The organism is Mycobacterium sp. MAC_080597_8934 (assembly GCF_000523975.1).
Lineage (GTDB): Bacteria > Actinomycetota > Actinomycetes > Mycobacteriales > Mycobacteriaceae > Mycobacterium > Mycobacterium avium.
Map to the genome: position 1 here is coordinate 337,740 of NZ_JAOS01000001.1, position 12,316 is coordinate 350,055.

The 12,316-nt window shown below is 70.3% G+C and carries 12 protein-coding genes; 8 read left to right on the plus strand and 4 right to left on the minus strand.

Annotated elements, in window-relative coordinates; genetic code table 11:
* Window positions 1–25: 25 nt before the first annotated feature.
* Genes NF20_RS01690 through purD form a run of 5 tightly spaced genes read left to right on the plus strand, consistent with a single transcriptional unit; the run spans window position 26 to window position 4,878 of the window.
* A complete protein-coding gene (locus tag NF20_RS01690; RefSeq protein WP_033713078.1) occupies window positions 26–1,495 on the plus strand; it encodes an aldehyde dehydrogenase in 1,470 nt (489 codons plus the stop codon).
* A gap of 30 nt (window positions 1,496–1,525) precedes the next feature.
* A complete protein-coding gene (locus NF20_RS01695) occupies window positions 1,526–2,275 on the plus strand; it encodes an SDR family oxidoreductase (protein ID WP_003875764.1) in 750 nt (249 codons plus the stop codon).
* Window positions 2,272–3,150 (plus strand): NAD(P)-dependent oxidoreductase, encoded by an 879-nt coding sequence (locus tag NF20_RS01700; protein ID WP_033713080.1) that lies wholly within the window; start codon window positions 2,272–2,274, stop codon window positions 3,148–3,150. The genes NF20_RS01695 and NF20_RS01700 overlap by 4 nt, the downstream gene beginning before the upstream one ends.
* Window positions 3,150–3,587: a carboxymuconolactone decarboxylase family protein gene (locus NF20_RS01705; protein WP_009974886.1), complete on the plus strand. Its 438-nt coding sequence runs from the start codon at window positions 3,150–3,152 to the stop codon at window positions 3,585–3,587. The genes NF20_RS01700 and NF20_RS01705 overlap by 1 nt, the downstream gene beginning before the upstream one ends.
* Before the next feature lie 22 nt (window positions 3,588–3,609).
* Window positions 3,610–4,878, plus strand: coding sequence for a phosphoribosylamine--glycine ligase (purD, locus tag NF20_RS01710; protein ID WP_033717191.1), 1,269 nt, complete (start codon window positions 3,610–3,612; stop codon window positions 4,876–4,878).
* Here the strand turns inward: purD and NF20_RS01715 are convergent.
* Window positions 4,875–6,458 carry a gamma-glutamyltransferase family protein gene (locus tag NF20_RS01715; RefSeq protein ID WP_033713083.1) on the minus strand — a complete coding sequence of 528 codons (1,584 nt, stop codon included), beginning with the start codon at window positions 6,456–6,458 and terminating at the stop codon, window positions 4,875–4,877. The genes purD and NF20_RS01715 overlap by 4 nt on opposite strands.
* A gap of 75 nt (window positions 6,459–6,533) precedes the next feature.
* Window positions 6,534–7,454 carry an alpha/beta hydrolase-fold protein gene (locus NF20_RS01720; protein WP_033713084.1) on the minus strand — a complete coding sequence of 307 codons (921 nt, stop codon included), beginning with the start codon at window positions 7,452–7,454 and terminating at the stop codon, window positions 6,534–6,536.
* A gap of 73 nt (window positions 7,455–7,527) precedes the next feature.
* Between NF20_RS01720 and NF20_RS01725 the strand changes: the two genes are divergently transcribed.
* Window positions 7,528–8,145 carry a TetR/AcrR family transcriptional regulator gene (locus NF20_RS01725; protein WP_010948907.1) on the plus strand — a complete coding sequence of 206 codons (618 nt, stop codon included), beginning with the start codon at window positions 7,528–7,530 and terminating at the stop codon, window positions 8,143–8,145.
* Here NF20_RS01725 and NF20_RS01730 read toward each other — a convergent pair.
* The gene (locus NF20_RS01730) at window positions 8,099–8,890 is read right to left on the minus strand and encodes a DUF429 domain-containing protein (protein WP_033713085.1); all 792 of its coding nucleotides are present in this window, start codon (window positions 8,888–8,890) and stop codon (window positions 8,099–8,101) included. The two genes, NF20_RS01725 and NF20_RS01730, sit on opposite strands and share 47 nt — an antisense overlap.
* Window positions 8,891–8,993: 103 nt before the next feature.
* Between NF20_RS01730 and purB the strand changes: the two genes are divergently transcribed.
* Both purB and NF20_RS01740 read left to right on the plus strand, forming a co-directional pair.
* Window positions 8,994–10,412, plus strand: a complete 1,419-nt coding sequence (purB, locus tag NF20_RS01735) for an adenylosuccinate lyase (RefSeq protein WP_023869782.1) — start codon at window positions 8,994–8,996, stop codon at window positions 10,410–10,412.
* Window positions 10,409–11,656: a cytochrome P450 gene (locus tag NF20_RS01740; protein ID WP_033713086.1), complete on the plus strand. Its 1,248-nt coding sequence runs from the start codon at window positions 10,409–10,411 to the stop codon at window positions 11,654–11,656. The genes purB and NF20_RS01740 overlap by 4 nt, the downstream gene beginning before the upstream one ends.
* A gap of 38 nt (window positions 11,657–11,694) precedes the next feature.
* On the opposite strand, the gene NF20_RS01745 is transcribed toward NF20_RS01740, so the two are convergent.
* On the minus strand, window positions 11,695–12,315 hold the full coding sequence (locus NF20_RS01745; protein WP_009974901.1) for a hypothetical protein: 621 nt from the start codon (window positions 12,313–12,315) through the stop codon (window positions 11,695–11,697).
* Window position 12,316 lies beyond the last annotated feature (1 nt).

A 12,316-nucleotide genomic window follows, 5' to 3' on the forward strand; every position in this document is an offset into this window, starting at 1 on the left:
ACGGTCGCGCAGACGGGAGCACGAGATGGCCTTGCTGGCCGACGGCGTGAGTGAACTGTTCATCGACGGCAAGATGTCGGCCGGCAACGCCGGCACCTTCCCGACGGTCAATCCGGCGACCGAGGAAGTGCTCGGTGTGGCCGCCAACGCCGACGCCGCCGACATGGACCGCGCGATCGACGCCGCGCGGCGGGCGTTCGACGAGACGGACTGGTCGCGCAACACCGAGTTGCGGGTGCGCTGCGTGCGCCAGCTGCGCGACGCCATGCGCGAACACATCGAGGAACTCCGCGACATCACCATCGCCGAGGTCGGCGCCCCGCGGATGCTCACCTCGGCCGCCCAGCTGGAGGGTCCGGTCGGCGATTTGAGCTTCGCCGCCGACACCGCCGAGTCCTACGAGTGGAATCAGGATCTCGGTCAGGCATCGCCGATGGGCATCCCCACCCGGCGCACCATCGCGCGGGAAGCCGTCGGTGTGGTCGGGGCGATCACGCCGTGGAACTTCCCGCACCAGATCAACCTCGCCAAACTGGGGCCCGCCCTGGCCGCCGGAAACACCGTCGTCCTCAAGCCCGCGCCGGACACCCCGTGGTGCGCTGCCGTGCTCGGTCAACTGATCGCCGAGCACACCGACTTCCCGCCCGGCGTCGTCAACATCGTCACCTCCGACGACCACGGCGTGGGAGCGCTGCTGTCGAAAGACCCTCGGGTGGACATGGTTTCGTTCACCGGGTCGACGGTCACCGGGCGCAGCGTGATGAGCGATGCCGCCGCCACCATCAAGCGGGTGTTTTTGGAGCTGGGCGGCAAGTCGGCGTTCGTGGTGCTCGACGACGCCGACCTGGGCGGCGCGTGCTCGATGTCGGCGTTCACCGCGGCCATGCACGCCGGGCAGGGCTGCGCCATCACCACCAGGCTGCTGGTGCCCCGCGACCGCTACGACGAGGCCGTCGCCGCCGCGGCCGGCACCATGGGATCGATCAAGCCTGGCGATCCCAACGACCCCGGAACCGTTTGCGGCCCGGTGATTTCGGCGCGGCAACGCGACCGGGTGCAGGGCTATCTCGATCTGGCGATCGCCGAGGGCGGCACGTTCGCCTGCGGCGGCGGCCGCCCGGCCGACAAGGACGTCGGCTTCTTCATCGAGCCCACCGTCATCGCGGGCCTGACCAACGATGCCCGGCCGGCCCGTGAGGAGATCTTCGGCCCGGTGCTCACCGTGATCGCCTACGACGGGGAGGAGGACGCCCTGCGGATCGCCAACGACTCGCCATATGGCTTGTCCGGCACGGTGTTCAGCGCCGACCCGGAACGCGCCGCCAACTTCGCGTCCCGGATGCGGGTGGGCACCGTCAACGTCAACGGCGGTGTCTGGTACTCCGCGGATGCGCCGTTCGGCGGCTACAAGCAATCCGGCAACGGGCGCGAAATGGGCCTGGCCGGCTTCGAGGAATACCTGGAAATCAAGACCATCGCCACGGCCGTGCAGTGACCGCGCCGCGCGGCTGACCGAGAGGAAAACATGCGATTCGAGAACAAAGTCGGCATCGTCACCGGATCCGGGGGCGGCATCGGGCAGGCGTACGCCGAGGCGCTGGCCCGCGAGGGTGCGGCGGTGGTGGTCGCCGACATCAACGCCGAGGCAGCCGAGGCCGTCGCCAAACAGATTGTCGCCGACGGCGGTACGGCCATCAGCGTCGCGGTCGACGTGTCCGACCCCGAGTCGGCCAAGGCGATGGCCGACCGCACCCTGGCCGAATTCGGCGGCATCGACTACCTGGTCAACAACGCCGCGATCTTCGGGGGCATGAAGCTGGACTTTTTGCTCACCATCGACCCGGAGTACTACAAGAAATTCATGAGCGTGAACCTCGACGGCGCGCTGTGGTGCACCCGCGCGGTGTACAAGAAGATGACCAAGCGCGGCGGCGGGGCGATCGTCAACCAGTCGTCCACCGCGGCCTGGCTGTATTCGAACTACTACGGCCTGGCCAAGGTCGGCATCAACGGCCTGACCCAGCAGCTGTCCCGCGAACTGGGCGGGCGCAACATCCGGATCAACGCGATCGCGCCCGGGCCCATCGACACCGAGGCCAACCGGACCACCACACCCAAAGAGATGGTCGACGACATCGTCAAGGGACTTCCCTTGTCGCGCATGGGAACTCCCGACGACCTGGTCGGCATGTGCCTGTTCCTGCTGTCCGACGAGGCGTCGTGGATCACCGGGCAGATCTTCAACGTCGACGGCGGGCAGATAATCCGATCATGACGACGAACGCGGCGCACACGACCGAGCAGCTGAAGCTCGGCTACATCGGGCTGGGCAATATGGGCGCGCCGATGGCCACCAGGATGACCGAATGGCCGGGCGGGGTAACGGTTTACGACATCCGGATCGAGGCGATGACGCCGCTGGCCGAGGCGGGCGCCACCCTTGCCGACAGCGTGGCCGACGTCGCCGCCGCCGACCTGATCCACATCACCGTGCTCGACGACGCCCAGGTGCGTGAGGTGGTCGGCGAGCTGGCCGGGCACGCCAAGCCCGGCACGGTGATCGCGATCCACTCGACCATCAGCGACACCACCGCCGTCGAACTGGCCCGGGATCTCAAGGCGCGGGACATCCACATCGTCGACGCCCCGGTCAGCGGCGGCGCGGCCGCCGCCGCCCGGGGTGAGCTCGCCACCATGGTGGGCGCCGACCGCGAGGTCTACGAGCGGATCAAGCCGGCGTTCAAACACTGGGCGGCGCTCGTCATCCACGCCGGTGAACCGGGTGCGGGAACCCGAATGAAGTTGGCCCGCAACATGTTGACGTTCACCTCGTATGCCGCAGCGTGCGAGGCGATGAAGTTGGCCGAGGCGGCCGGGCTGGACCTGCAGGCGCTGGGCCGGGTGGTGCGTCATACCGACGCGCTCACCGGCGGTCCGGGCGCGATCATGGTGCGCGACAACATGAAAGACCTCGAGCCGGACAACTTCCTCTACCAGCCGTTCTTGCACACCCGCGGCCTGGGGGAGAAGGATCTGAGCCTGGCGCTGGCGTTGGGTGAGGCGGTCTCGGTCGACCTGCCGCTGGCCCGGCTGGCGTACGAGGGACTGGCGGCCGGGCTCGGCGTGCCACACACGGAGAAAGAGGCGTGATGGACGAACGGCGGCGCAAGGGCCTCGAGAAGATGAACGAGGTCTACGGCTGGGAGATGCCCAACGTCGAGGGCGACGCGTATTTCGACCTGACCGTCGACCACCTGTTCGGCAGCATCTGGACGCGGCCGGGCTTGTCGATGCGCGACAAGCGCATCATGACGCTGACGGCGGTGACCGCGATCGGCAACCGCGATCTGGCCGAGATCCAGATCAACGCCGCGCTGCTCAACGGCGAGCTCACCGAGACCGAGCTCAAGGAGATGGCCGTCTTCCTCACCCATTACCTCGGTTTCCCGCTGGGCTCGGCGCTCAACGGCGCGGTCGACGCCGTGGTGGCCAAGCGCAGGAAGGCCGCGGCCAAGGGCGCCGGCGAGGACAAGAAGGCCAACGTGGACGCCGCGTTGAAGATGCACTCGGGCGGTGAGCGGGGCTGATCGCCCGCTAGAGTGGCGTGTCGTGCGCGTCCTGGTGATCGGCTCCGGTGCCCGTGAGCATGCGCTGCTGCTGGCGCTGCGCAAAGACCCGCAAGTCACCGGGCTGGCCATCGCCCCCGGCAACGCCGGCACCGCCCGGCTGGCCGAGCAGCACGACGTCGACATCACCTCGGCGCCCGACGTCGTGGCCCTGGCCCGCGCGGTGCGCGCCGACCTGGTGGTCATCGGCCCCGAGGTGCCGCTGGTCCTCGGAGTGGCCGACGCGCTGCGGGCGGCCGGCATCGTGTGCTTCGGACCGGGCAAGGACGCCGCCCGCATCGAAGGCTCCAAGGCGTTCGCCAAAGAGGTGATGGCCGCGGCCGGGGTCCGCACCGCAACCAGTGAAATCGTCGATACCCCCGCGCATTTGGATGCCGCGCTGGACCGGTTCGGCCCGCCGGCGGGCGAGGCGGCCTGGGTGGTGAAAGACGACCGGCTGGCCGCGGGCAAGGGCGTGGTGGTGACAGCCGACCGCGAGGTGGCGCGCGCCCACGCCGCCTCGCTGCTGGAGGCCGGCCACCCGGTGCTGCTGGAGTCTTTTCTGGACGGCCCGGAGGTGTCGCTGTTCTGCGTCGTCGACGGCGAGACCGTGGTGCCGCTGCTGCCGGCGCAGGATTTCAAGCGGGTCGGCGACGCCGACAGCGGACCCAACACCGGCGGGATGGGCGCCTACGCCCCCGTGCCGTGGCTGCCCGATCGGGTGTATCGCGACATCGTGCACCGCATCGTCGAACCCGTTGCGGCCGAGATGGTTGCGCGTGGCTGCCCGTTCAGCGGATTGCTGTACGCCGGGCTGGCGATCACCTCCCACGGACCGGCCGTGGTCGAATTCAATTGCCGCTTCGGCGATCCCGAGACCCAGGCGGTGCTGGCGCTGCTGGAGTCGCCGCTCGGGCAGCTGCTGTACGCGGCGGGCAGCGGCACCCTGGCGGACTTCGGTGAACTGCGCTGGCACGACGGTGCGGCGGTGACGGTGGTGCTGGCGGCGGAGAACTATCCCGGACGGCCCCGGGTGGGCGACGTCATCACCGGCTCGGAAGCCGAGGGCGTGCTGCACGCCGGAACCGCGCGACGCGAGGACGGCGAGATCGTCTCCTCGGGGGGCCGGGTGCTGTCGGTGGTGGGGACGGGCCCCGACCTGGCGGCCGCGCGGGCCAAGGCATACCAGATCCTCGGCTCGATTCGGTTGCCGGGAAGCCATTTTCGCACCGACATCGCACAGTCGGCGGCCGACGGCAAGATCCGGGTCTAAAACGCGGCGGCCTGGCCGTCGCGGCGCGGGTCGCTGGCCGCGACGTAGCCGGTATCCGTCCGCCAGATCGCCTGGCAGCTGCCGAACTGGTTGTAGTCGTCGACCGCCACCAGATCGTGTCCGCGCCGGCGCAACTCGTCCAGCGTCGCGGCCGGGAAACCGTTTTCACAGCTCACCTGCATGCCCTGCACCCAGCGGAACCGGGGGCCGTCACAGGCCGCCTGCGGGTTCTGGCCGTGGTCGGCGATGCGCACGATCACCTGCACGTGTCCCTGCGGCTGCATCATGCCGCCCATCACCCCGAAGCTCATCACCGGCGCGCCGTCCTTGGTCACGAAGCCCGGGATGATGGTGTGGTAGGGCCGCTTGTTCGGGCCGACACTGTTCGGATGACCAAGCCCCGCAGTGAAATTCGCGCCTCGGTTCTGCAGCGAAATCCCGGTTCCCGGCACCACCACACCCGACCCGAAGCCCATGTAGTTCGACTGGATCATCGACACCATCATCCCCGCGGCGTCGGCCGCGGTCAGATACACCGTTCCGCCCGCCGGCGCCCCCGCCGACACCGGCTTGGCCCGGGCAGGGTCGATCAGCGCCGCCCGTCGCTCGAGGTATTCGGTGTCCAGCAGGCGTTCCGGCCGCAACGGCATGTGCTCGATATCGGCGACGTAGGCCTGGGCGTCGGCGAAGGCCAGCTTCACCGCCTCGATCTGCAAATGCACGCTGTCGGCGGAATCGACTGGCAGCGAAGCCATGTCGAATCGCTCGAGGATGCCCAGCGCGATCAGCGCGACGATGCCGTGGCCGTTGGGCGGAATCTCGTGCACGGTGTAGCCGCGGTAGTCGCCGGTGATCGTCTCCACCCAGTCGGCGCGGTGGGCGGCCAGGTCGTCGGCCGTCATGGCGCCGCCGTTGGCCGCCGCGTGCTCCGCGACGCGGGCGGCCAATGCGCCGCGGTAGAACGCCTCGCCGCGGCTTGCCGCGATGGCCTCGAGCGTGTCCGCGTGCGCGGGCAGCCGGAACCGCTCCCCGGGCCTGGGGGCCCGACCCTCAGGCGCGAACGCCTCAGCGAAACCCGGCTGTCCGGCGAACAGCGGCACCTGCGCCGCCCATTGCTCCGCGACCACGGGCGATACCGGAAAGCCGTTGCGGCCGTAGGATATTGCCGGTTCGAACAGCCGCTCGAACGCCAGCTTGCCGAAGCGGGCGTGCAGTTCGGTCCACGCCGACACCGCACCGGGCACGGTGACGGAATTCCAGCCGAGGACGGGAACGGCGTTGCCGCCGAAGTATTCCGGGGTCCACGCCGCCGGTGAGCGGCCGGAGGCGTTGAGGCCGTGCACCTTCTCGCCGTCCCAGACGATGGCGAACGCGTCGGAGCCGATTCCGTTGGAAACCGGTTCCACGATGGTCAGCGTGATGGCGGTGGCGATGGCCGCGTCGACCGCGCTGCCGCCCTCGGCGAGCATCCGCAGACCCGCTTGGGCGGCAAGCGGTTGCGATGTGCACACCACGTTGTCGGCCAGGACCGGCTTGCGGGGCCAGGCGTACGGGAAGTCCCATCCGAACGGTTCGTTCACCTTCGCGAGCGTAACGCCGGCGTGACGCCCGGGGCCCAGCGCCGCGCTGGCGTGACGCTCGCGGGTCCCGTGCGATCAGGCCGTCAGCAGCGGGGCCATCCAGCTCAGCTCGGCCGGCAACTGCGAACTCCAGAATTCCGGGTTATGGCCGCCGGGCGAGAACCCGCCGGCGGGCGGATTGGGCAGCTGTGCAATGAATTGCTTTGTCGCAGCGTAAAACGGGTCGCTGTCGCCGCAATCCACCCGGATCGGGATCGATCCCAGCGCGGGCATCCCGAACACCGAGTTGGCCGCGAAGTCGTCGGGTCCGTCGAAGGCCCCCGGCGCGGCCGCACCCGAGGACAGCCACAGCGCCGGGCTCACCGCGCAGATCGCCGCCGTCCGCGCCGGCCCGAGCCGGCCGCCGAGCAGCAGCGCGCCGTAACCTCCCATCGACCAACCCAGGAACGCCACCCGCGAGGTGTCCAAGCCCTGGTTGCCCAGCAGCGGGATGAGCTCGTCGAGCACCATCGCGCCGCTGTCCTCGCCGGAAGACCGCTTGTGCCAGTAACTGCCGCCGCCGTCGACCGCGACCACCGCGAACGGCGGCAGCCCGGCATTGACGGCCTGGGCCAGCCCCTGCTCGACGCCGCCGGCCATCACGGTCGCGGCGTCACTGCCCTTGCCGTGCAGCGCGATCACGGGCCGCAGCGGTTTGGTCTGACCCGGCGGACGCGCGATGGCCCAGTTGGTGTTGACCCCGCCGCGCGCGGCCGACACGAACGAGCCGGTGACCATGGTGGGGGCGGCCGCCGCCGGCGGAGCCGGATCGCGGGGCGGGCCCGGGGCGGGCGGTGGGGGCGCCAGTGGCGTCCCGGTGCCGGCCGCCGGCATGGCCTGAGATGCCCGGGGTTGTAACAGGATGTCGAGCCCGTAGGCGCCCACCGCGCCCACGGCGGCACCGGCGCCGAGACGGAGCACGGCGCGTCGGCTCATGTCGGGCATGCGGGTCATCATGCCATGTCCGTTCGGCGGGTCGTTTGGTCGAAATGGCAATGCAGTACCACTTTGGCTGGCACGATGGCTACTCGTGACTGCAGCGGTTACTCCAAAAGGAGAACGCCGGCGGTACGCGCTCGTGAGCGCCGCCGCCGAGCTGCTGGCCGAGGGTGGGTTCGAGGCGGTGCGGCACCGGGCGGTCGCCCGGCGGGCCGGATTGCCGCTGGCATCCACCACCTATTACTTCTCCTCCCTGGACGATCTGATCGCCCGCGCGGTCGAGCACATCGCCATGATCGAGGTGGCCCAGCTGCGGTCCCGGGTCAGCGCCTTGTCGCGGCGCCGCCGCGGACCGGAGACCATCGCCGAGGTGCTGGCCGACCTGCTGGTCGGCGACGTCTCCGGCCCGGGCCTGACCGAGCAGCTGATCTCGCGCTACGAACGGCACATCGCCTGTACCCGGCTGCCCGCGCTGCGCGAGACCATGCGCCGCAGCCTGCGCCAGCGCGCCGAGGCGGTGGCGGAGGCCATCGAACGCTCGGGCCGCTCGGTGCACATCGACTTGGTGTGCACCCTGATCTGCGCCGTGGACGGCTCGGTGGTGTCGGCCCTGGTGGAGGGCCGGGATCCGCGGGCGGCGGCCCAGGGTGCGGTGGTCGACCTCATCGAGGTGCTGGCCCCGATCGATCAGCGGCCGGTGCAGATCTGAGCGATTGCCGGCGGGCCGCCGGCAGCGACGGCGTCACGATGCAGCCGGTGCCGGGGTCGCCGTAGCGGGTCACCGCGTCCGGGCGGCGCTGGGCGAACAGCGCCACATAGGCGCAGACGACGGCGTCGACGGGATCCTCGGCGCGGCGCAGCTCGCTCTTGCGCTGCGCGCATTCGACGGCCCGGCGCAGCGCGCGCCAACCGGCGTGGCGGCCGGCCCGCACCGGGACCGGGGCGTGCGCCAGCCGCTCCACGCCCGCCATCAGCAGCAGCAGCTCGGACTTGAGCCGCTCCAGGCTGCGGCCGGGCTTGGCCTTGTATTTCAGGGTTTGCTGCAACCCGAACAGGGCGACGGTCGCGGCGTGCGGGTAGACCTCGATGGCGCGCCGGGGCCGCGGCGAACGCGGGTCCAGCGCGAGGCCCAGCGCCGCGGCCAGCCGGGCCGCCCGCGGGCCGTCGGCGAATTCGGGTTTCCCGGTGTTGCACGGGTGGGTGCCGGCCTGGAACCTGCGGAAGTCGCGGTTGAGCGCGGTCTCGGCGGGACGCTGGCCGGTCGGGTTGTTCACCACCAGCGGCGCGTCGAAGGCGACCAGGCACTCCCCGCGCACGTACGGGTCGAGCGCGGCCAGGATCTCGTCGTCGTCGCGGACCGCGCCCACGCTCACCAGCTCGCCGCCGGAGTCGATGACGGCGACGCCCGTCGGGTTCCGCCCCGCCCAGGCGAGGTCGACGCCGGCGAAGTACATGGGTCCAGACTGCCGCCAAACCGCGACCGCGGACGCCGTTACCCGGTGAATCCGTTGCCCGCCGCGGTCTCGCGGTGCTCGACGAACCGTAAGCTCTATGTCTGTGAGCATTCCGAATGTGCTGGCTGCCCGGTACGCCAGTGCCGAGATGGTTGCGATCTGGTCGCCGGAAGCCAAGGTGGTCGCCGAGCGGCGGCTGTGGCTCGCGGTGCTGCGCGCGCAGCAACAGTTGGGTGTCGCGGTTCCCGCCGAGGCGATCGCGGACTACGAGCGGGTACTCGAGGACGTCGATCTGGCCTCGATCGCGGACCGCGAACGCCTGCTGCGCCACGACGTCAAGGCCCGCATCGAGGAATTCAACGCGCTGGCCGGCCACGAGCACGTGCACAAGGGCATGACCAGCCGGGATCTGACCGAGAACGTCGAGCAGCTGCAGATCCGGCGCTCCCTGGAACTGGTCTTCGCCCACGGCGTCGCGGTCGCCGCGCGGCTGGCCGAACGGGCGGTGGCCTACCGCGACCTGGTGATGGCCGGGCGCAGCCACAACGTCGCCGCCCAGGCCACCACCTTGGGCAAGCGATTCGCCTCGGCCGCCCAGGAGACGCTGATCGCGTTGGCCCGGCTGCGCGAGTTGATCGACCGTTACCCGTTGCGCGGCATCAAGGGCCCGATGGGCACGTCGCAGGACATGCTCGACCTGCTCGGCGGCGACCCGGCCAAGCTCGCCGAACTCGAGCGGCGGGTCGCCGAATTCCTGGGTTTCTCAACGGTTTTGACCAGCGTCGGGCAGGTGTACCCGCGGTCGCTGGACCACGACGTGGTCTCCGCGCTGGTGCAGCTGGGCGCCGGCCCCTCGTCGATGGCGCACACCATCCGGCTGATGGCCGGGCACGAACTGGTCACCGAGGGATTCGCGCCGGGTCAGGTCGGGTCGTCGGCGATGCCGCACAAGATGAACACCCGCAGCTGCGAACGGGTCAACGGCCTACAGGTGGTGCTGCGCGGCTACGCCTCGATGGCCGCCGAACTGGCCGGCGCGCAGTGGAACGAGGGCGACGTGTTCTGCTCGGTGGTGCGCCGAGTTGCATTGCCGGACAGCTTCTTTGCCATCGACGGGCAGATCGAGACGTTTCTGACGGTGCTCGACGAGTTCGGCGCCTACCCGGCGGTGATCGGTCGCGAGCTGGACCGCTACCTGCCGTTCTTGGCCACCACCAAGGTGTTGATCGCCGCGGTGCGCGCCGGGATGGGCCGCGAGGCCGCGCATCACGTGATCCGCGAGCACGCGGTGGCCACGGCACTGGCGATGCGGGAACACGGCGCCGAGCCCGACCTGTTGGAGCGGCTGGCCGCCGACGAGCGGCTGCCGCTGGACCGGGCGGCCCTGGACGCCGCGCTGGCCGACAGGCGGGCGTTCACCGGCGCCGCCGCCGACCAGGTGGATGAGGTGGCCGCCCAGGTGGACGCGCTGGTGAGCCGCTACCCGGACGCGGCCAAGTACACCCCGGGGGCCATCCTGTGACTCTCGCCGGCGCGCTTTCGCAGATCGACTTCACCGATCTGGACAACTTCGCCAACGGATTTCCGCACCACCTGTTCGCAGTGCATCGGCGCGAGGCGCCGGTGTACTGGCATGAGCCGACGGACAACACCCCGGACGGCGAGGGCTTCTGGTCGGTGGCCTCCTATGCGGAAACCCTTGAGGTGCTCAAGGATCCGGCGACCTACTCGTCGGTGACCGGTGGTGAACGCCCGTACGGCGGCACGCTGCTGCAGGACCTGGCGATCGCCGGCCAGGTGCTCAACATGATGGACGATCCGCGGCATTCCCAGATCCGGCGGCTGGTCAGCTCCGGCTTGACGCCGCGGATGATCCGCCTGGTCGAAGACGACCTGCGGGCCAGGGCGCGCCGGCTGCTGGACGCGGTGGTGCCGGGCGAGCCGTTCGACTTTCTGGTCGACATCGCCGCCGAGCTGCCGATGCAGATGATCTGCATCCTGCTGGGAGTGCCTGAGTCCGAACGGCATTGGTTGTTTCAGGCGATCGAGCCGCAGTTCGATTTCGGCGGCTCCCGCAAGGCGGCGTTGTCGCAGCTGTCCGAGGCAGAAGCCGGTTCGCGGATGTACGAGTACGGCCAGCAGTTGATCGCCGCCAAGCGCGCCGAGCCGACCGACGACATGTTGTCGGTGGTCGCCAACGCGACGCTGGATGACGCTGCGGCGCCGGCCCTTTCCGACCTCGAGCTGTACCTGTTCTTCAGCCTGTTGTTCAGCGCCGGGGCGGAAACCACCCGCAACGCGGTTGCGGGCGGGCTGCTGGCGCTGGCCGAGCATCCGGAGCAATTGCGTTGGCTGCGTGACGATCTGGGGGCGCTGCCGACGGCCGTCGAGGAGATGGTGCGCTGGACCTCGCCCTCGCCGTCCAAGCGGCGCACCGCCACCCGCGATGCCACGCTCGGCGGCCAATCGATCAAGGCCGGGCAGAAGGTGCAGATCTGGGAGGGCTCGGCGAATCGCGACGCCAGCGTGTTCGACCGCGCCGACGAATTCGACGTCACCCGAAAACCAAACCCGCACTTGGGTTTTGGTCAGGGTGTGCACTACTGCCTGGGCGCCAACCTGGCCCGGCTGGAGCTGCGGGTGCTGTTCGAGGAGTTGCTGTCCCGGTTCGGCGCGGTGCGGGTGGTCCGGCCGGTCGAATGGGCCCGCAGCAATCGGCACACCGGCATCCGGCACCTGGTCGTGGAACTCCGCGCAGAACAGTGACGGGCCGGTTCGCCGACGTCGAGGCGCGGGCGCTGCCGCTACATCCCGCGGATCGCGATACCGGCCGACTGTAATTCCAGCGCGGCCAGCGCCCGGATGGTGGCGGGATCCTCGCGTCGCCAACCGCCGACCGGGTCCGCGCTGACGGCGGTCAACTTGCGTGGCGGGCGGTTCGCCAGCGCGCGCAGCGCCAGCAATTGGGCGCCGGCCGGGGTGGCAGCCAACGCGGTGACCGTCAGCTTGCGCCGAAAGAAGCGAAGCCGCAGGAACAACCACGGCCCCACCGCGACCAGGATCGGCAGCGCCACCACTGCCATCGCCAGCAGCACCGCCAGCCAGCTCGCCGCCACGTCCAGGTCGTGACCGGCGCCGGCCATGTCCAGCGCGGCCTGGCTGGCGGAGTTGAGCGGCTTGCTGACCGTGTCGCCCACCACCGGAATGTGCTGGGCGCCGTGACCGGCGGAGGCAAGGTTGCCGGCGACGCCGTGCGCGCCGCTCTCGACCTGCCGGCCGGCGTCGGCGATGGTGGCGATGGCGTCGTAAACCGCCAGCCCGACCAGGATCCACAGTCCGGTCCAGATGACGACGGCGAGGTCGCTGAACAGCTGGGCGGCCAGCCGCCCGGGCCTGGTGGAGTAGGGCAGAAACCGCGGTGTCATA

Coding starts and splice junctions, on each gene's coding strand:
- NF20_RS01690 (WP_033713078.1), top strand. CDS start 26: ATGGCCTTGCTGGCCGACGGCGTGAGTGAACTGTTCATCGACGGCAAG.
- NF20_RS01695 (WP_003875764.1), top strand. CDS start 1,526: ATGCGATTCGAGAACAAAGTCGGCATCGTCACCGGATCCGGGGGCGGC.
- NF20_RS01700 (WP_033713080.1), top strand. CDS start 2,272: ATGACGACGAACGCGGCGCACACGACCGAGCAGCTGAAGCTCGGCTAC.
- NF20_RS01705 (WP_009974886.1), top strand. CDS start 3,150: ATGGACGAACGGCGGCGCAAGGGCCTCGAGAAGATGAACGAGGTCTAC.
- NF20_RS01720 (WP_033713084.1), bottom strand. CDS start 7,454: ATGATGACCCGCATGCCCGACATGAGCCGACGCGCCGTGCTCCGTCTC.
- NF20_RS01730 (WP_033713085.1), bottom strand. CDS start 8,890: ATGTACTTCGCCGGCGTCGACCTCGCCTGGGCGGGGCGGAACCCGACG.
- NF20_RS01745 (WP_009974901.1), bottom strand. CDS start 12,315: ATGACACCGCGGTTTCTGCCCTACTCCACCAGGCCCGGGCGGCTGGCC.